At 63.0% G+C, this 19316-nt stretch carries 13 protein-coding genes; 11 read left to right on the top strand and 2 right to left on the bottom strand.

Going from position 1 to position 19316, the window contains the following annotated elements; translation table 11 throughout:
• From HV711_RS12950 to HV711_RS12935, 4 genes are all read left to right on the top strand, one after another.
• Positions 1-1864, top strand: a 1864-nt coding sequence (locus HV711_RS12950; protein WP_217468970.1) for a beta strand repeat-containing protein, incomplete at its 5' end; no start/stop codon positions are given.
• A gap of 476 nt (positions 1865-2340) precedes the next feature.
• A complete protein-coding gene (locus HV711_RS12945) occupies positions 2341-4023 on the top strand; it encodes a ShlB/FhaC/HecB family hemolysin secretion/activation protein (RefSeq protein WP_035485192.1) in 1683 nt (560 codons plus the stop codon).
• 70 nt (positions 4024-4093) lie between these two features.
• The gene (locus HV711_RS12940; RefSeq protein WP_035485189.1) at positions 4094-5929 is read left to right on the top strand and encodes a peptide transporter; all 1836 of its coding nucleotides are present in this window, start codon (positions 4094-4096) and stop codon (positions 5927-5929) included.
• A gap of 7 nt (positions 5930-5936) precedes the next feature.
• Positions 5937-7697 (top strand): methyltransferase domain-containing protein, encoded by a 1761-nt coding sequence (locus HV711_RS12935; RefSeq protein WP_035485186.1) that lies wholly within the window; start codon positions 5937-5939, stop codon positions 7695-7697.
• 146 nt (positions 7698-7843) lie between these two features.
• Here the strand turns inward: HV711_RS12935 and HV711_RS12930 are convergent, their stop codons facing one another.
• Positions 7844-8689, bottom strand: a complete 846-nt coding sequence (locus tag HV711_RS12930) for a MurR/RpiR family transcriptional regulator (protein WP_035485184.1) — start codon at positions 8687-8689, stop codon at positions 7844-7846.
• Between the two features lie 290 nt (positions 8690-8979).
• Here HV711_RS12930 and edd point away from each other — a divergent pair, with 290 nt between their 5' ends.
• The 4 genes from edd (at position 8980) to HV711_RS12910 (ending at position 13813) form a co-directional block, all read left to right on the top strand.
• Complete coding sequence (edd, locus tag HV711_RS12925) at positions 8980-10917, top strand: phosphogluconate dehydratase (protein ID WP_035485181.1); 1938 nt, start codon at positions 8980-8982, stop codon at positions 10915-10917.
• A 107-nt stretch (positions 10918-11024) separates the two neighbouring features.
• A complete protein-coding gene (eda, locus tag HV711_RS12920; protein ID WP_013589598.1) occupies positions 11025-11666 on the top strand; it encodes a bifunctional 4-hydroxy-2-oxoglutarate aldolase/2-dehydro-3-deoxy-phosphogluconate aldolase in 642 nt (213 codons plus the stop codon).
• A 247-nt stretch (positions 11667-11913) separates the two neighbouring features.
• A complete protein-coding gene (locus HV711_RS12915; protein ID WP_013589597.1) occupies positions 11914-13308 on the top strand; it encodes a GntP family permease in 1395 nt (464 codons plus the stop codon).
• A gap of 10 nt (positions 13309-13318) precedes the next feature.
• Positions 13319-13813 carry a gluconokinase gene (locus HV711_RS12910; protein ID WP_035485173.1) on the top strand — a complete coding sequence of 165 codons (495 nt, stop codon included), beginning with the start codon at positions 13319-13321 and terminating at the stop codon, positions 13811-13813.
• Between the two features lie 133 nt (positions 13814-13946).
• Here the strand turns inward: HV711_RS12910 and purB are convergent, their stop codons facing one another.
• Positions 13947-15335, bottom strand: coding sequence for an adenylosuccinate lyase (gene purB / locus HV711_RS12905; protein WP_013589595.1), 1389 nt, complete (start codon positions 15333-15335; stop codon positions 13947-13949).
• A gap of 248 nt (positions 15336-15583) precedes the next feature.
• Between purB and HV711_RS12900 the strand changes: the two genes are divergently transcribed.
• The 3 genes from HV711_RS12900 to HV711_RS12890 all read left to right on the top strand — a co-directional run bounded on the left by HV711_RS12900 (position 15584) and on the right by HV711_RS12890 (position 19251).
• Positions 15584-16540: a LysR family transcriptional regulator gene (locus HV711_RS12900; protein ID WP_013589594.1), complete on the top strand. Its 957-nt coding sequence runs from the start codon at positions 15584-15586 to the stop codon at positions 16538-16540.
• Positions 16541-16745: 205 nt separating this feature from the next.
• Entirely contained in the window at positions 16746-18059 is a 1314-nt protein-coding gene (locus tag HV711_RS12895; RefSeq protein WP_013589593.1) for a Glu/Leu/Phe/Val family dehydrogenase, read from the top strand.
• Between the two features lie 298 nt (positions 18060-18357).
• Entirely contained in the window at positions 18358-19251 is an 894-nt protein-coding gene (locus HV711_RS12890) for a glutamate/aspartate ABC transporter substrate-binding protein (protein ID WP_013589592.1), read from the top strand.
• Positions 19252-19316: the final 65 nt, after the last annotated feature.

Here is a 19316-nt window from a genome sequence, read left to right as displayed (position 1 = left end):
CAACATCAGTGGTAACTCGACCAACGGTACGGGCGTGATCGTCGATCCGAATGGCTCGATCAATACCTCGGGTAACGGCTCGACCAATATCAGCGGCGATTCGACCAATGGTACGGGCACCGATATCAATGGTTCGATCAACACCACGGACAACGGCACGACCAATATCAGTGGTAACTCGACCAACGGTACGGGCGTGATCGTCGATCCGAATGGTTCGATCAACACCTCGGGTAACGGCTCGACCAATATCAGCGGTGATTCGACCAATGGCACCGGCACGGATATCAATGGTTCGATCAACACCACGGATAACGGCACGACGAACCTCAGTGGTAACTCGACCAACGGTACGGGCGTGATCGTCGATCCGAATGGCTCGATCAATACCTCGGGTAACGGCTCGACCAATATCAGCGGTGATTCGACCAATGGCACCGGCACCGATATCAATGGCTCGATCAACACCACGGACAACGGCACGACCAATATCAGTGGTAACTCGACCAACGGCACGGGCGTGATCGTCGATCCGAATGGTTCGATCAATACGTCTGGGAATGGCTCGACCAATATCTCGGGCGATTCGACCAATGGTACCGGCACCGATATCAATGGCTCGATCAACACGACGGACAACGGCACGACCAACATCAGTGGTAACTCGACCAACGGTACGGGCGTGATCGTCGATCCGAATGGTTCGATCAACACCTCGGGTAATGGCTCGACCAATATCAGCGGTGATTCGACCAATGGCACCGGCACCGATATCAATGGTTCGATCAACACCACGGACAACGGCACGACCAATATCAGTGGTAACTCGACCAACGGCACGGGCGTGATCGTCGATCCGAACGGTTCGATCAACATCTCCGGCAACGGCTCGACGAACATCTCGGGTGATTCGACCAACGGCACGGGCACGGAGATCAACGGCTCGGTGAACGTGACTGACAACGGCACGATCAACATCAGCGGCGATTCGACCAACGGCACAGGCCTGATCGTCGATCCCAATGGTTCGATCAACATGTCCGGCAACGCCAGCGGCGAGATCTCGGGCAATTCGACGAACGGCAATGGCACGATCATCGACGGTGACGTGAACACCACGGACAACGCGACGATCGTCATCATCGACAACGGCAACATCGTGACGCCGGGCGGTAACGGCGGTACCAACGGTACCGACAACGGTGGTACGAACGGCGCCGACAACGGTGGTACGAACGGCGCCGACAACGGAGGCACCAACGGCGGCGACAACAGCCCGATCGACAACGGCGGCAATACGCCTCCGGACAACGGCGGCAATGGTGGCAACGGCGGCAACGGTGCCAATGGCGGCACCAACACCGACGTCACGCCTTCGCTTGACGGCTCCGGTGGCGGCAGCGGCGGCGTGGCGGCCGGCCTCATCGGCGCGATCGGTGTGGGCGGCGCAGCAGCCTACTTCATGGGCGATATGGCGTCGGCGCATTGGTACCTGGAGGCCGAGCAGGCGCTGACGCTCGAAGCTGGCGACCCGGTGTTCTGGACCGATGCCGAGCTCGAGCACGTCACGGTCGACATGACGACGAACTCCGCCGATGCGCAGTTGCTCACGCATGCCGGCGCGCTGAACCGCCATCTGACGTATCGCGACGGAGCCGAAGGCGTGAAGCACTTCACGTACGAAGATCCGCAGCAGAAGACGAAGGCGGATCTCTCCGTGAACATGCGCACGCATGAGTACTTCTACACGGAAAGCGGTGTGAAGGACGGTGAGGCGTACGTGGTCAAGTCGCACGGCTGGCTGAAGATGGGCGTTGCACCCGTCGGCGGTATGGCTGGCGCCACGGTGGGCGGACCCGCCTGACACCGGGCCGCACCTCGCGCGACAGCATGAGGTGTGGCGAGGCATCGGCAGGCCGGTCGTCGCAGGTCGGGACGGCCGGCTGAAGTGGTCAATGTTTCGCTAATACAGGGCGGTGCCATGGGCATCGCCCTTTTTCATTTTCTCTTGAGAGATTGATTGAACATCGAATTGGAACGAATGCGGCTCTCAAAAGCAACCCATCGTAAAAGAACTAAGAGGCATATTCAATGAATTAAGACTATTCCTATTTACTAACCGGAAAGAATAGGCCGGTTTCCAAAAAAGTGCAAACACATGACCGCCCAAGACCATCGCGCACCGCGACCCCACGCCAAAATCTAAGAGCATTTTTGGAATAGTCCTATTCGTTTCCGAATTCCGGACTCGTAATCTCTTATATGTGGGGCGCGCAGTTTCGGCAGAAAAATCCGCAATCGTGGCGCCATGGTATTTAATCTGGGTGCAAGGTTAATTCGATGTTGTGGCGTAAAAACGAAGTAAATCGGCAGATCGCTCACGCCCTGTGGGTGTTGCCGGTATTGATGGCGGGAGCTGCTCACGCGGAGCCTGTCGCAACTGTCAGTTCCAGTCTCCCGGCCGCCCAGGCCGCCGTTTCATTCAAGGTCGTTCCCGCGGGCAGCCGCGACGAGGCAGTCATGCTCAAGCTGTTGCGTGACGCGGCGGCAACGCTCGGCAGCGCGCCGGCGAACCTCGACGACGTCAACCGCTGGTCCGACCGTCTGACTGTCGCGCTGCGTCAAGGCGGTTTTCCCGTCGCTCACGTGCTGATGACCGACGACAACTGGCGCGCCGCGCAGAAGGGCGCCGAACCGGTGTTCTCGGTCTTTCCGGGTCGGATCGGCAAAATCGCCGTGCAGAACAAGTCGCGCGTCGACGACGCCCGCCTGCAGCGTCTCGTCTCTCACGCGATGTGCGGCAACGATTCGGCCACGGGCGCTTGCGTGCTCAATATGCGGCGCCTCGAACGCGCCACGCAATTGCTTCAGGATCTGCCGGGCGTCGCCATCGAGAAGGCGCCGCAATTTGCTCCCGGCGCCGCCGTGGGTGACATCGACGTGGTGTTCAGCATCGCCGAGAAAGGCAAGCCGATGCAGGCGGACCTCATTCTCGACAACCAGGGTATCGAGTCGACGGGCGCCTATCGCTTCGGTGTGACCGCGTCGGGCAACAACTACTTCGGCGCCGGCGAGAGCTACGCGTTCACGCTGCTCGGCACCGACAAGAAGATGTGGACGGGCTCGCTCACCGGCAGCGTGCCGATCTTCGACGACGGTCTGCGCATGACGGGCGGCATCACGCGCCAGCAGTACTCGATCAACGCGGGGACGCCGGTTGCCGGCGTCGCTACCACGGGTCAGGCCGGCGTCGCGTACCCGTTCCTGCGAGGCCTCGACGCCAATGTCTGGGGCGGCGCATCGCTCCTGCACAGTCAGGCGGCCACGACCTACAAAGACTACGGCTTCGCGACGCACAGCACGCTCGACTCCGTGCGCCTCTCAGTGCAGGCCGACAACGGCGATCGTCCTCAGCAACTGCGCACGAATATTCTGAGCGGACAGGCCGCGTTGACGCTCGGTCACCAGCGCAACGACGACGCCGCGCTCGACGCCGGTCCGCAACGCGCCGGCAACTACGCCAAGCTCACCGGCTTCGGCTTCGGCACGTACGCGCTCACACGCAGCGGCAATCTCTTTTTGACGGGCCGCGTCAATTCGCAACTGGCTAGCCGCAACCTCGACGCGAGCGCGAAGCTCGCCGCGGGCGGCCCCGACGCGGTGCGCGCCTACCGCGCCGACGAAGTGTCGTTCGACGAGGGCGTCGTCATCAACGCCGGCCTGTACCAGCGCTTTCCCATTGCGACGGGCCACCAGCTTCAACTGGGCCTGTTCTCCGACTTCGCTATCGGCCGCGTGAATCACTCGCCCTGGAAGGACTGGGAAAAGAGCTACGTTGGTGTGCCCGGGGTCACGAACACGCGCACGCTCGCCGGCTACGGCGCGAGCGTGGACTGGCTCACGCCGGTCGGCGCGACCGTCTCGGCGTCGGTCTCCAAACCCTATGGATTTTCATCGGCTTCCTGGGTCGAGCCCGGCAAGAAGCCGCTGCAGTACTGGATGTCGGTCACCTGGAAGCACTAAGCATTTTCTTGGCGCGCACCGCGCCGATCAACCAGTCGTCAGCACTACGTTATTTCTCCCGGAGAGAGTCATGAAATTCAGCATCAACAAGTTCGAATACCTTTGTTATCGCCGCGAACACGAAAAAGCGAGCCGCGAGCTGCTGCAACTGCTCAACAAGATCGACCAGCACTATGGTGTCCTGATGGATGTGGACGTGTGGGCGCAGTCCAACGAAGCGCAGGACATCATGGACGATCATCTGCTTGCGCGTCTCACCTCGGCGATCACGAGTCTCGTCACGGATCCGAAGTTCACCTTCTCGGACGCCGGCATTGCCCGCACGGCGTTGTTCCAGCGCTGGCTGGCCGCCATGTTCGCGGCGAGCCCGTTCCGCAACGCCGATCACATTCTGCGGTCGCTCGGCGTCGACGAGCTCGCGCGCAATGCGATCGAGTTGCGCAACAGCGAAATCCGCAAGTTCCAGCTCTTCTATTTGCCGGAGTCGGAAGTTCGTCTCGATTGGGACGCGCTGTGGAACTTCGACAAGACCAAGGCGGCGTCGCTTGCCATGACCATCATGTCGTCGCGCTTTCTCGGCACGCCGTCGGCGCATCAGAAACGCGAACTGCTGTTGCGCTGGCTGCCGGAGCGACTCGAGCAGATCGAGAGCATCGATTCGCTGCCGATGGGCGTGCTGCACGACGTCTACATGCATTGCAGCTATGCGGACATGGCCGCCAAGCACGACATCAAGAAGCCGATCAACGCGCTCATCCGCCGCAAGCTCGGAGAGCTCGGCATTCATGACGTCACGCGGCCGGCCGTAAAAGTCGAGGGCGAGAAGCCCGTGCTGCTGGTCGTGCTCGAATGGTTCTCGAAGAACCACTCGATCTACCGCACGCACTCGCAAACGCTCGTCGCGATGCGCGACAAGTTCCATCTGGTGGGTATGGGCTACGACGGCCGCGTCGACGACGCCGGCAAGGCCGTCTTCCACGAGTTCATTGCCCTGCAAGGCGGCAACGTGTGGGAGGCCGCACGGCACGTGCGCGACACGAGCGAAGCCCGCAACGCGCAGATGATGTACATGCCCAGCGTCGGCATGTTCCCGATCACGATGGTGCTCGCGTGTTTGCGCGTCGCGCCGCTGCAACTCATGGCGCTGGGGCATCCGGCCACGACGCACGGCCACGCGATGGATTACGTCGTCGTCGAAGAAGACTACGTGGGCGACGAAGCCTGCTTTAGCGAGAAGCTGCTGAAGCTGCCTTCCGACGGCATGCCGTATCGCGCGCCGGCTGCCATGCTCGAACTGGATCTGCCGAAGGAAAAGGCGCCGTCGAACGTGCTGAAGATCGCGGTGGCCGGCACGACGATCAAGCTAAACCCCGGTTTTCTCAACACCTGTGCCGCGATTGCTCCGGAGGCGAGCGTGCCGGTCGAATTCCACTTCCTCGTCGGCCAGGCGACGGGTCTCGTGTTCCCGCAGGTGCGCAATCTGATTCGCCGCCTGATCGGCAAGAACGCGGTCGTGCACAAGCATCAGGGCTACGCCGGTTACATGAACGTGATTGCGGGCTGCGACATGTTCCTGAATCCGTTCCCGTTCGGTAATACGAACGGCATTGTCGATACGGTATGGGCGGGGCTCGTCGGCATCTGCAAGACCGGCCGCGAAGTGCATGAACATATCGACGAAGGCATGTTCCGCCGCCTTGGTTTCCCCGAGTGGACCATCACGAAAACCAACGACGAATACAAGGCCGCAGCACTGCGCCTGATCGAAAACGCGCAGGAGCGCCGCAAACTCAGCGCGTCGCTGGCAGGCCCGAAGGCCATCGAAAAGCTGATCTTCCAGGGACGTCCGGAAATTCTCGGCGAGCGCATGCAGGCGTTGCTCGAGGACAAACTGAAGGCGCAGTGAGGACAGCATGAACGAAACCAGCAAATCCGCCATGCGCCGCGCGCGCGATCCCGCTTTCCAGCAGCATTATTTCGTGGGCAAGGGCATCGACATCGGCGCCGGAGACGATCCGCTCAGCGCGCACGCGCATGTTTTCCCGCGCGTCACCGACATCCTGTCGTGGGACAAGCCGCAGGGCGACGCGCTGCGCATGGCGGGCGCGCCAGACGCGTCGTTCGACTTCGTGCATTCGAGCCATTGCCTCGAGCACCTCGCGAATCCCTACCAGGCGCTCGCGCGGTGGCTCGAGCTGCTGAAGCCCGGCGGCTACGCTATCCTCACCGTGCCGGACGAGGATCTGTACGAGAAGGGCAGATGGCCGAGCCCGTTCAATCGCGAGCACAAGGTCAGCTTCACGATCTGCAAGCCGCAAAAAGCGCTGCCCGGCTCGGTCAACGTGCTGGACATGGTGTGCGCGTTTTCGTCGATTGCTTCGTGCGAGCGCGTCGCGCTGGTGCGCGACAACTACGACGAGCGGCGCGCGAACGTCGACCAGACGGCGCGCGGCCTTGCCGAATGCGCAATCGAGATCGTGCTGCGCAAGCGCGCGGTGCCGGGCGCGCGCGAAATGATGGACGCCGCGTCCAAGGCGCGCGACGCAGACGAAAGCCTGCGCGCGTGGCAGGCCGTGCTCAAGTCGTACCCGTATCGCTTCGACGTGTACCACGGCGCGATGCTCGCGTGGCTGCGCTGGGACTTGCTCGAACCCATCGACGGCCTGTGGGCGCAATGCGTCGAACGTCTGCCGGACCAGCATCTGCCGAGGCTGTATCACGCGCTGCACACCATTGCGCGCGGCAAGCTGCAGGAGGGCTTCCGCATCCGCGAATCATGGATGGGCAAGTTCGGCTGGCAGCGTCGCACGACCGCGCAGCCGCCCGCCGCGATTCCGGCCTGGACGGGTGAGCCGCTCGAAGGCAAGTCGATTGTGATCTGGAGCGAGTTCGGTCTCGGCGATGAAATTTTCTTCCTGCGTTTCGCGCGGATGCTTCGCGAGCGCTGCGGCGCCGCGCGCGTCTCGGTGGTTTGCCAGGCGCCGCTCGTCACGCTGTTCGAGCGCTCCGGCGAGGCGGACGCGGTGTTCAGCGTCGCGCAGGCTGCGGCGTTGCCGCCGCACGACTATTGGGTGTTTCCGCACGCGATTCCCGCTTACCTGGCGCTCGATCTCGAAGCGCTGCCGCCGTCGGTGCCTTTCCTGCATGCGCCCGGAACGACCGCGTTTCCGGCGCTCGTCGAAAGCAAAGGCAAGCTCAAGGTCGGGCTCGCCTTCAAGGGCGCGCCGACGCATGAGAACGACAAGCAGCGCTCGTTGCCGTCGCTCTCGGTGCTGGACGACCTTTTCAACGTGGAGGGCGTCGAGTTCTTCAGTCTGCAAAAAGGCGCGGGCGCCGACGAAGCCGCGGACTACGCGAAGCGTCTGCCGAACTTCCACGACGTGGGCGCGTCGCTGAACAGCATGGACGAGACCGCCAACGCGATTGCCGCGCTGGACGTCGTGTTGACCGTCGACACGTCCGTCGCGCACGTGGCAGCCGCCATGGGCAAACCGACGTGGCTGATGCTGCCGTTCTTCGGCGACTGGCGCTGGCACTACACGCGCGACGACAGTCCGTGGTATCCGACTATGCGCCTGTTCCGCAGACCGCCAGGCGCGGATTGGTCACCGGTGGTGGCGCGCATTCGCGGGCACTTGCTGACGGCGGTGAATGCCGACGGCATGGATCTCTAAGAGCCGTACCGGTCTCACAATCCGCAGCACACATGAAACGGGCTCCGCAAGGAGCCCGTTTCGTTGTTGCCGTTTCGCTTTCCGCTTCCCTTTTTGATATTTCAAAGCGGCGCGGCGCAATGGGCCGCGTGAGACTCACCGGGCGCTTACCCTTCCGGCCCGATCCGGCGCCGCGCGATCAGGTCCTTTGCGCCGGCCAGTTTTTCAGCGAGATCCGGCCCGCGTTGCAGCGCGACGCCGACAGCCAGAATGTCGGCGATCGCGAGGTGCGACGTGCGTGAGGTCATCGGCGAAAAAATGTCCGTGTCTTCGTCGACATTCGCAAACAGTCCAACCGAGGCGACCCGTGCGAGCGGCGAATTGCCGTGCGTGATCGCGATCACCTTGGCGCCGCCCGCCACCGCGGATTTCGCCGCATCGACAATATCGCGCGTGCGCCCCGTATTCGAAATCGCGACCACGACGTCGCCTTCGCCCAACATCGCCGCCGACATCAGAAACGTGTGCGGATCGGAATAGGCGACGCTCGGCATGCCGAGCCGGAAAAACTTGTGCTGCATGTCCAGCGCGGCGATGCCGGAGCCGCCCGCGCCGTAAAACTCGATCCGCTTCGCTTGCGCGAGCACGTCGATGGCGGCCGCCACGCTGTCCGAGGAGAGCGTGTTGCGCACCTGGATCAGCGCGCCGATGGTCCGGTCGAACACCTTCGCGGCCACGCCGGGCGCGGGTTCGTCGGGGCGCACGTCGCGATAGACGGCCGGCACTTCGGTGGCGATGCCCTGCGCAAGCCGGATCTTGAACTCGCGAAACCCCGAAAAGCCGAGCGCATGACAAAACCGCGCGATGGTCGGCTGGCTCACGCCCGCGCGCGCCGCGACTTCGGTCATCGAGAGGTCGAGCACCTCGCGCGGCGCCTCGATCACATAGTCGGCCAGCTTGCGCTCCGACGGGCGCAATTGTTCGCGCATCTCTTCGACTTGGGACAGCATCATTGGAAAACTCGCACTATGCTGAAGAATCCGTGGACTATAGCTGATTGCCAGTAAGGTACAAAAACTACATATCCGCAGTAGGTGTTATCCCTAAGTTCGGGCGTATTAGCCTTGACGTGCCGCCAGTAAAGCGTTTCGCCGGCCAATGCGATGCGGCGCCGCAGCAGGAAATCCGATTGCGATGATGTAGTTTTTCTACTAACATGGCCGTCGTCGGTTTCACCCGACGACCCCGCGATACCACCTGGCATAGCGCGACCCGACCTGCCGCCAGCGACGAAGGAGCTCCGATGGTTTCCCCGCATTCGCAATTGTTGAAAGTCACGCAGCGCGTGATCGAACGCAGTAAGCCGACTCGTGAGGCGTATCTGTCCCGCATCCATCAGGCGCAGGGCCGCTTTCCGGCGCGCGGCGCGCTTTCATGCGCCAACCTGGCCCACGGTTTCGCGGGTCTGGAGGGCAACGACAAGCTCGTCATCAAGCAGATTCGCGAGCCGAACATCGGCATCGTGTCCTCCTATAACGAGATGCTGTCGGCCCACGCGCCGTACAAAAGCTACCCGGACATCATCAAACAGGCCGCGCGCGAAAACGGCGGGGTCGCGCAATTTGCGGGCGGCGTGCCGGCCATGTGCGACGGCATCACGCAAGGCAACGCGGGCATGGAACTGTCGCTCTTCTCGCGCGAAGTGATCGCGATGAGCACGGCGGTCGCGCTCACCCACAACATGTTCGATGCGGCGCTGTGCCTCGGCATTTGCGACAAGATCGTGCCGGGCCTCCTGATCGGCGCGCTGCAATTCGGCCATCTGCCGACCATCTTCGTGCCGGCCGGCCCGATGACGAGCGGCCTTTCCAACGACGACAAAGCCAAGACCCGCCAGCAGTTCGCCACCGGCCAATGCGGCCGCGACGCGCTGCTCGAAGCCGAAGCTGCCGCGTACCACGGCCACGGCACGTGCACGTTCTACGGCACGGCGAACAGCAATCAGATGCTGATGGAAATCATGGGCCTGCATCTGCCGGGCTCGGCGTTCGTGCATCCGCATACGCCCTTGCGCGACGCGCTGACCGCGCAGGCCGCGCGCCGCGTGCTCGATCTGACGGTCGAGCGCGGCAACTACATGCCGATCGGCCATGTGATCGACGAGAAGGCGATCGTCAACGGTATCGTCGCCTTGCTCGCGACGGGCGGCTCGACCAATCACACGCTGCACCTGGTGGCGATTGCGCGCGCGGCGGGCATCGTGATCGACTGGGACGACTTCGACACGCTCTCGCAAGCCGTGCCGCTCCTTGCGAAGATCTATCCGAACGGTAAAGCCGACGTGAACCATTTCCACGCAGCAGGCGGCGTCGCGTTCCTGGTCCGCAATCTGCTGGAAGGCGGCTTGCTGCACGAAGACGTCAACACGGTCGTCGGCAAGGGACTGAGCCGCTACACGGAAGAGCCGAAGCTGATCGACGGCAAGCTGCAATGGGTAGCGGGCGCCGAAGCGAGCGGCGACACGGCGGTGCTGCGCGGCATCGGCGAGCCGTTTCAGCCGGACGGCGGTTTGCGTCTGATGCAGGGCAAGCTGGGGCGCGGCGTGATCAAGATTTCGGCGGTTGCGCAACAGCATCGCAAGGTGAAGGCGCCGGCCATCGTGTTCGACTCGCAGGAAGCCGTGCAGGAAGCGTTTGACAACGGCGAACTCAAGCGCGACTTCATTGCGGTCGTGCGTTTTCAGGGCGCGCGCGCAAACGGCATGCCCGAGCTGCATCGTTTGACGCCGCTGCTCGGCGTGTTGCAGGATCAGGGTTTCCATGTTGCGCTCGTCACGGACGGCCGCATGTCGGGCGCGTCGGGTAAGGTGCCGGCGGTGATTCATCTGTCGCCGGAAGCGCTGCTGCACGGGCCGATCGGCAAGGTGCGCACCGGCGACATGCTCGTGATTGATGCCGAAGCCGGCGTGCTCGACATCGAGATCGACGCAGCCGAGTGGGCCGCGCGGCCGAACGCCGTGCCGTTCAATCAGGCGGAAAACGAAGTCGGTTTCGGGCGCGAGCTGTTCGGCGTGTTCCGCGCGGCGGCCGCGCCGGCGGAGCAGGGCGCGTCGGTGTTCGGGCCGATGGTCGGCGAGCGTCCGGCCTCTCACGGCGAGCACGGCGCGCACGCGGCGGCCGCTGCAAGGGCCGCGGTTCAACATGGCGAAGCACGTAGTACGAGCACGACTCAGGCCGGCTAATCGCGCGCCGTAAGCAGTCCAACGGAGCAGCCCGACTGGGCAGCCAGATCAACCCGCCCTTGCGACCGAAAATCCAACGGCAACTGGCAGAAACAAGGAGTGTCACTATGACGTCGAAAACAGTAAGCGAGATCGTCCGCCTCGGTCCGGTGATTCCGGTGCTCGCGTTCGATTCGGTCGAACAGGGCGAACATGTGTCGCGCGCATTGCATGCCGGCGGCGTGAAGGTGCTGGAAATTACGCTGCGCACGGCGGCCGGGCTCGAGGCCATCGAACGCGCGAGTCAGTTGGCCGAAGACATCGTGGTCGGCGTCGGCACGATCACGAAACCGGAGCACTGCGCTCAGGCGAAGAAAGCGGGCGCGCAGTTCGGCGTCTCGCCGGGCCTCACGAAAGACATGCACAAGGCCGCACAGGACGCCGGCCTGCCGCTGTTGCCGGGCGTGATGACGCCGACCGACATCATCACCGCGCTCGAACTGGGCTATGAGATCGTGAAATTCTTCCCGGCCCAGCAAGCGGGCGGCGTGCCGATGCTGCAAGCTTTCCACGGTCCGTTCCCGACGCTGAAATTCTGCCCGACGGGTGGCATCACCGCGGAAACCGCCACGCATTTCCTGTCGCTGCCGAACGTGGTGTGCGTGGGCGGCTCGTGGCTTACGCCGAAAGCGGCGCTGGCCGCGCAGAACTGGGACGAAGTCACGCGACTTGCGCGCGCGGCGAGTCAGTTGGCGGCGCCCGCTCATTAGTCGATAACCGCCTGATCTTAGCCGCTCAGCGAGCCGGCAACCATGAAGCCTCGTCGATACAGCCGTTCGGGCTGTCGCGGCGAGGCTTCGTTGCAGATGGACATGCTGGTTTCGCGGGCTTTTCGAGACAACAGACAGTAAAATTCAGCGACCGCGTGGTTCGCAGCTTTTGAGGCGCGCCGGTCGCCATAAAACAGGTGGCTGCCGTCGTCCGCACCCACAATCAATAACGCAAAGGAGGAGCTTCATGGAAGCTGTTCACGGCAGCATGCTGCTGGTTTACGGGGTGATCGCCATCGCCCTGCTGATCTTGATGATCACCCGCTTCAAGGTCTATCCGTTCCTCGTCCTGATTATCGTGTCGCTGCTGCTCGGGCTCGTGTCCGGCATGCCGATGGCGACCATCGTCAAGTCGTTCGAAACGGGCAACGGCAATACGCTTGGCCACATCGCGGTGGTGGTGGGTCTCGGCACGATGCTCGGCAAGATGATGGCCGAATCCGGCGGCGCCGAGCGCATCGCCACCACGCTCATCAGCTGGTTCGGCGAGAAGAACATTCACTGGGCGATGATGGTCGTCGCGATCATCGTTGGTTTGCCGGTGTTCTTCGAAGTCGGCTTCGTGCTGCTGATTCCGATTGCGTTTAACGTCGCCAAGCGCACCAATAAGTCGCTGCTGCTCGTCGGCTTGCCGATGGTCGCGGGCCTGTCCGTCGTGCACGGACTGATTCCGCCGCACCCGGCCGCGATGCTCGCCGTGCAGCAGTATCACGCGGATATCGGCAAGACGATCGCGTATGGCCTGATTGTCGGTGTGCCCACGGCTATCGTCGCCGGTCCGCTTTTTGCGCTGCTGATTCATCGCACGGTGAAGCTGCCGAAGGACAACGCGCTGGCCTCGCAATTCCTCAACAAGGAAGAAGTGGCAATGTCGGGCACCCCCGGCGGCGCGAGCGCGGCGCCCAGGCGCGATCTGCCGAGCTTCGGCGTGACGCTCTTCACGGTGCTGTTGCCGGTGATCCTGATGCTGGTCGGCAGCTGGGCGGATCTTGTCTTCACGCCGAAGACGCTGCCGAACGACCTGCTGCACTTCGTCGGCAATTCCGACGTAGCGCTTCTGATCGCCGTGCTCGTCAGCTTCTGGACCTTCGGCGCGAGCCGCGGTTTCAATCGTGATCAGATCCAGAAGTTCTGCGGCGAATGTCTTGCGCCGATCGCGGGCATCACGCTGATCGTCGGCGCGGGCGGCGGTTTCGGACGCGTGCTGATGGATAGCGGCATTTCGAAGGAAATCGTCGCCGCGGCAACCTCGGCGCATCTGTCGCCGCTGCTGTTCGGCTGGCTCGTTGCCGCGCTGATCCGTCTCGCTACGGGTTCGGCGACGGTCGCCATGACGACCGCCTGCGGCATCGTCGCGCCGATCGCGGCGGCGAGCGCCATTCAGGTGAAGCCGGAACTGCTCGTGCTGGCAACGGGCTCAGGCTCGCTGATCTTCTCGCACGTGAACGACGGCGGTTTCTGGCTGATCAAGGAATACTTCGGTATGACGGTGGGGCAGACCTTCAAGACATGGTCGCTCCTCGAGACCATCATTTCGTTGATGGGTTTGGGCTTGACCTTCGCGCTGGCGGCGGTCCTGTAAGGAGTTTTTGATGATTTTGATCGCAATGGGCGTGTCGGGCGCCGGCAAGACGAGAATCGGCGAGATGCTGGCGGAACGCCTGCACTGCGCGTTCACCGACGGCGACGCGTTTCACAGCGCCGCCAACAAGGAGAAGATGCACCACGGCATTCCGCTCACCGACGAAGACCGGTGGCCGTGGCTCAAAACTATCCGCGCCGCGATCGAAGAAAAGCAGAAGGCGGGCGAGACGGCGGTGTTCACGTGTTCGTCGCTGAAGCGCTCATACCGCGACATCCTGCGCGACGGCGACAAGGACGTGTGCTTCGTGTACCGGAAGGGCTCGCGCGAGGTGCTGCAGGAGCGTCTCACCACGCGCACCGGCCATTTCTTCGACCCGTCGCTGCTGCAAAGCCAGCTCGACACGCTCGAGGAGCCGAGCGCGGATGAGGCGGTGACGGTGAGCATCGAGCTGTCGCCGGAGCAGATTGTCGACGACGTATTGAAACAGATCGATAAGCGCTAGGTTTCTCGCCTTTTGTCGTTCACATGTGAAAAAGCCGCTCCTTGGAGCGGCTTTTCTTTTGCTGCGGCGCTTACATCCGGCCGGGGTCGGGCAAGGCGTAACGCGTCAAGCTTCGGGCGTCATGCGTCAGGCTTTAGCCGATGCGCTTCGCCAGTTCTACCGCCTTGCCGATATACGATGCCGGCGTCATGGCGAGCAAGCGGTCTTTCGCGTCCTGCGGAATTGCCAGGCCGCCGACAAACGCCTGCAGCGCCTCACGCGTGATGCCCTTGCCGCGCGTCAGTTCCTTCAGCTGCTCGTACGGATTTTCGATGCCATAGCGGCGCATCACCGTTTGCACCGGCTCCGCCAGCACTTCCCAGCAGTTGTCCAGGTCTTCGTTCAGACGCTGCGCGTTCACTTCCAGCTTGTCCAGACCGCGGATCAGGGAGTCGTACGCGAGCAGCGAATAGCCGAACGCTACCCCCATGTTGCGCAGCACCGTCGAGTCCGTCAGGTCGCGCTGCCAGCGCGAAACCGGCAGCTTGTCGGCCAGGTGGCGCAGCGTGGCGTTCGCGAGGCCCAGGTTGCCTTCGGAGTTTTCGAAGTCGATCGGGTTGACCTTGTGCGGCATCGTCGACGAACCGATCTCGCCGGCCTTGGTGCGCTGCTTGAAATAGCCGACCGAAATATAGCCCCAGACGTCGCGGTCGAGGTCCAGCAGGATCGTGTTCGCGCGCGCGACGGCGTCGAACAGTTCGGCCATGTAGTCGTGCGGCTCGATCTGGATCGTGTACGGATTGAACGTGAGCTTCAGGCGCTGTTCGACCACTTCGCGCGAGAACGCTTCCCAGTCGAATTCCGGATACGCCGACAGGTGCGCGTTGAAGTTGCCGACCGCGCCGTTCATCTTGCCGAGCAGCTCGACCTTCGCAATCCGCTCGATGGCGCGGGCGAGGCGCGCGGCCACGTTGGCGATTTCCTTGCCGAGCGTGGTCGGGCTGGCCGGCTGGCCGTGCGTGCGCGACAGCATGGGCTGCGCGGCATGCGCGTGCGCGAGCGCGACGAGCTTCTGGTGCACGGTGCGCAGCGCCGGCAGAATGACGTGCTCGCGGGCGCCCGCGAGCATCAGGCCATGCGACGTGTTGTTGATGTCTTCCGACGTGCATGCGAAGTGGATGAACTCGCTCGCGCGTTCCAGTTCCTCCTGACCCTTGACCGACTCCTTCAGCCAGTATTCGACGGCCTTCACGTCGTGGTTGGTCACGCGCTCGATTTCCTTGATGCGCGCGGCGTCGTGCGCGGTGAAGCGCTCGGCCAGTTGCAGCAGGAACTGCTCGGACGCTTCGGAGAAGCGCGGCACTTCGGCGAAGCCGGCGCGCGACAGCGCGATCAGCCAATGAATTTCGACCGTCACGCGATTGCGCATGAACGCGGCTTCCGAGAGCCAGTCGCGCAGGGCTTCGGTTTTCGACGCGTAGCGGCCGTCGAGCGGAGAGAGCGCATTCAGCGCGAACAGGGTGTCGGGGCGGGTGTCGGACATGATGGCGGCTGGTCTAAGCGTTGAGCGCCTGCTGAAGTGACAGCGGGCGGATCGGAACGGAGGGAACCGCGAATTTTACCACTACAGGCGGATTCGCCCGGAATCCGGCGGACGGCGCCCGAACCGAACCCGGCTGCACTGAGCCGCGCTGAGCCTCGCACGGCTGACGCGACCGCCGACCCGATGGAGTGGACCCGCGGACCCACTAGAATGCTGACTTCTTCTTTCTCGCCGGCAGCAGGCTTCGCATGGAACTCAAATGGCTCGAAGACTTCGTTTCGCTCGCGGAAACGCGCAGTTTCAGCCGCTCGGCTGAACTGCGCCATGTCACGCAGCCGGCGTTCTCGCGGCGCATCCAGGCGCTCGAGGCGTGGCTCGGCACGGAACTGATCGACCGCTCGGTGTATCCGACGCGGCTGACGCCGGCGGGCCAGGTGTTCAACGAGCAGGCGCTCGCCATGCTGTCGCAGTTCCACGAGGCCCGCGCACTGCTGCGCGGCCACACCGCGACGCCGCAGGCGACCATCGAATTCGCCGTGCCGCACACGCTGTCGCTCACCTACTTTCCGCGCTGGCTGCAACGCATCGAGGCGCAAATGGGCCCGATTCACACACGGCTGCGCGCGCTCAACGTGCACGACGCGGCGCTCTCGCTGGTGGAAGGCGGCTGCGATCTGATGATGGGCTATCACCATCCCAGCCATCCCGTCGCGCTCGATCCGGGCCGCTACGACATGCTGACGCTCGGCAACGAGCCGATCAGCCCGTTTTCCGCGCCGGGCCGCGCGGGCCGTCCCCGTCACACGTTGCCGGGTACCGCCGAGGCGCCCACGCCTTACCTGTCGTATACGCCCAATGCTTATCTCGGGCGCATGACCGAGGTCATTCTGGCCAACGCGCCGGAGCGCCTCTATCTGGACCGGCTTTACGAGACCGACATGGCCGAAGGCCTGAAGGCGATGGCGCTCGCCGGCCACGGCATTGCCTTCCTGCCGCACAGCGCGGTGGAAGACGCCGTCGCGGACGGCAAGCTCATCCGGCTCGACCGCGCCACGCGCGGCACGCCCGAGGGGCAACTCACGCTCACCATGGAAATACGCCTTTACCGCGACAAGCTGGCCGCCAAAAGCGACGACGCACGGCAGATCCTGGTGCGGCAGCTGTGGGACGTGGTGTCGGAAGAACTGGCGCACGGCGGCATATGAACACCGACGCGAGCTGCGCTTGAAAGCGGGTCGAGGGTTGCCTGGAACCTGCATGAAGCCCGGCCGCAAACGTGCGCGCCCGCGACACGAACTTGCAGCTTCCGAGCGGTTATGCAAAAAAAACATAACCGGATAAGGAAACGGCATTGGATTTCAAATTGGCGTTTTTCGACAATGCTGCTATTCGAACAACGCCGGAGCGTTCATGTCTTCCCAGCAGCAAGTCGCCCAATCCGCCTCAACGTTGCAGTCCGTTCCCTCCTACCTGAATAGCGATGACCTCGGCCCGTGGGGTAACTACCTCCGCCAGGTCGACCGCGTCGCGCCGTACCTCGGCTCGCTGTCCCGCTGGCTCGAAACCCTGAAGCGCCCGAAGCGCATCCTGATCGTCGACGTGCCTATCGAACTCGATAACGGCACGGTCGCGCACTTCGAGGGCTACCGCGTGCAGCACAACGTGTCGCGCGGTCCGGGCAAGGGCGGCGTGCGTTATCACCAGGACGTGACGCTGTCGGAAGTCATGGCGCTGTCCGCGTGGATGTCGGTCAAGAACGCCGCGGTGAACGTTCCTTACGGCGGCGCGAAGGGCGGCATTCGCCTCGATCCGCGCAAGCTTTCGCGTGGCGAACTGGAGCGCGTGACGCGCCGCTATACGAGCGAAATCGGCATCATCATCGGACCGAATACCGACATTCCCGCGCCGGACGTGAACACGAACGAGCAGATCATGGCGTGGATGATGGACACGTACTCGATGAACCAGGGCCAAACGGCAACCGGCGTCGTGACCGGCAAGCCGATCACGCTCGGCGGTTCGCTTGGCCGACGGGAAGCAACGGGCCGCGGCGTGTTCGTGGTGGGTTGTGAAGCGGCACGCCGCATCGGTTTCGACATCGAAGGCGCACGCATCGCCGTGCAGGGCTTCGGCAACGTGGGCGGGATTGCCGCGCGTCTCTTCCAGGAAGCGGGCGCGAAAGTCGTCGCGGTGCAGGACCACACGGGCTCGCTGTACAAGTCGACGGGTATCGACGCGGTCGCGCTGCTCGAGCACGTCGCGAAGACGGGCGGCGTGGGCGGTTTCCCGGAAGCCGACGCGGTGACGAACGAAGAGTTCTGGACCGTGGAGTCGGACATCCTGATTCCGGCGGCGCTCGAAAACCAGATCACCGAAAAGAATGCCGGCAAGATCAAGACGCGGATCGTCGTGGAAGGCGCGAACGGCCCGACCACCACGGCGGCCGACGACATCCTGCACGACCGCGGCATCCTCGTGATTCCGGACGTGGTGGCCAACGCCGGCGGCGTGACGGTGTCGTACTTCGAATGGGTGCAGGACTTTTCCAGCTTCTTCTGGACCGAAGACGAAATCAACCAGCGCCTCGAGCGCGTCATGCGCGAAGCCTTCGCCGCCGTGTGGCAGGTGTCGAGCGAGCAGAGCGTCTCCGTGCGCACCGCGGCGTTTATCGTCGCGTGTAAGCGGATTCTGCAAGCGCGCGAAATGCGCGGCCTGTACCCCTGATCGCAAGCTGCTAAAACGGCCGGCGGAAGCAAAAACGGCGGGTCCGCTACCTCGCGGATGCGCCGTGCATTTCACGTGAATGCGCATGGCTGAACGTGCTCCACAAGAGCGCGCGTTGGACCTGGCGGGCGGCATCGTAAAGATGCCGCCCGCCTTTGCATATCCGGAAACCTTGACCGACTGCGCGAAGCCGCCGCCCGCCGATAGCGGCGTACACGCAACAACCATGGTTTACTGCCGTACTTTCAGAATAATTACTTTGCTAAACTGGCGCCGGTTCTTGCCAAGGAGATCAAACATGAAGGTTAAAAAGGCTGCGCTGCTGCTCGCGACTCTCGGACTGTTTACGGTTGGCGCGCACGCGCAGGACGCCGGCACGCTGAAAAAAATCAAGGACACGGGCGTCATTTCGCTGGGTCACCGCGAATCGTCGATTCCGTTTTCCTACTATGACGACAAGCAGAATGTGATCGGCTATTCGCAGGAGTTCGCGCTGAAGGTGGTCGACGCGGTCAAGCAGAAGCTGAATGCGCCGAACCTGAAAGTGAAGCTGATTCCGGTCACGTCGCAAAACCGTATTCCGCTGGTGCAGAACGGCACCGTCGACATGGAATGCGGCTCCACCACGAATAACGCGGAACGCCAGCAACAGGTGGCGTTCTCGAACACGATCTTCGTGATCGGCACGCGTCTGATGACCAAGAAGGACTCGGGCATCAAGGACTGGGCCGACCTGAAGGGCAAGACGGTCGTCACGACCGCCGGCACCACGTCCGAGCGCCTGCTTCGCAAGATGAATCAGGACAAGAACATGGGCATGAACATCATCAGCGCGAAGGACCACGGCGAGTCGTTCCTCACACTGTCCACCGGCCGTGCCGCCGCGTTCATGATGGACGACGCGCTGCTCGCAGGCGAGCGCGCCAAGTCGAACAATCCGGGCGATTTCGTGATCGTCGGCGCGCCGCAGTCGCATGAAGCGTACGGCTGCATGCTGCGCAAGAACGATCCGGAGTTCAAGAAGGTGGTGGACGAGGCCATTGCGAAGGTCGAAACCTCGGGCGAAGCCGACAAGATCTACAAGAAGTGGTTCGAATCGCCGATTCCGCCGAAGGGACTGAACCTGAACTTCCCGGAAAGCGACGACATCAAGGCGCTCTTCAAGAGCCCGAATGACAAGGCAATCGATTAAACCTTAGCTGTTTTTTTGAAATGCTGAATGAAACGGAAGGGGCCGCGCGCTTCTTCCGTTTCTTT

The sequence above is a fragment of the Paraburkholderia phenoliruptrix genome (assembly GCF_902859825.1).
In the GTDB taxonomy this organism is placed as follows: Bacteria; Pseudomonadota; Gammaproteobacteria; order Burkholderiales; family Burkholderiaceae; genus Paraburkholderia; species Paraburkholderia phenoliruptrix.
Note: the sequence above shows the minus strand (reverse complement) of the source record. Positions and strands in the feature narration are given on the sequence as shown.

Coding starts and splice junctions, on each gene's coding strand:
- HV711_RS12945 (WP_035485192.1), top strand. CDS start 2,341: ATGTTGTGGCGTAAAAACGAAGTAAATCGGCAGATCGCTCACGCCCTG.
- HV711_RS12940 (WP_035485189.1), top strand. CDS start 4,094: ATGAAATTCAGCATCAACAAGTTCGAATACCTTTGTTATCGCCGCGAA.
- HV711_RS12935 (WP_035485186.1), top strand. CDS start 5,937: ATGAACGAAACCAGCAAATCCGCCATGCGCCGCGCGCGCGATCCCGCT.
- HV711_RS12930 (WP_035485184.1), bottom strand. CDS start 8,689: ATGATGCTGTCCCAAGTCGAAGAGATGCGCGAACAATTGCGCCCGTCG.
- edd (WP_035485181.1), top strand. CDS start 8,980: ATGGTTTCCCCGCATTCGCAATTGTTGAAAGTCACGCAGCGCGTGATC.
- eda (WP_013589598.1), top strand. CDS start 11,025: ATGACGTCGAAAACAGTAAGCGAGATCGTCCGCCTCGGTCCGGTGATT.
- HV711_RS12915 (WP_013589597.1), top strand. CDS start 11,914: ATGGAAGCTGTTCACGGCAGCATGCTGCTGGTTTACGGGGTGATCGCC.
- HV711_RS12910 (WP_035485173.1), top strand. CDS start 13,319: ATGATTTTGATCGCAATGGGCGTGTCGGGCGCCGGCAAGACGAGAATC.
- purB (WP_013589595.1), bottom strand. CDS start 15,335: ATGTCCGACACCCGCCCCGACACCCTGTTCGCGCTGAATGCGCTCTCT.
- HV711_RS12900 (WP_013589594.1), top strand. CDS start 15,584: ATGGAACTCAAATGGCTCGAAGACTTCGTTTCGCTCGCGGAAACGCGC.
- HV711_RS12895 (WP_013589593.1), top strand. CDS start 16,746: ATGTCTTCCCAGCAGCAAGTCGCCCAATCCGCCTCAACGTTGCAGTCC.
- HV711_RS12890 (WP_013589592.1), top strand. CDS start 18,358: ATGAAGGTTAAAAAGGCTGCGCTGCTGCTCGCGACTCTCGGACTGTTT.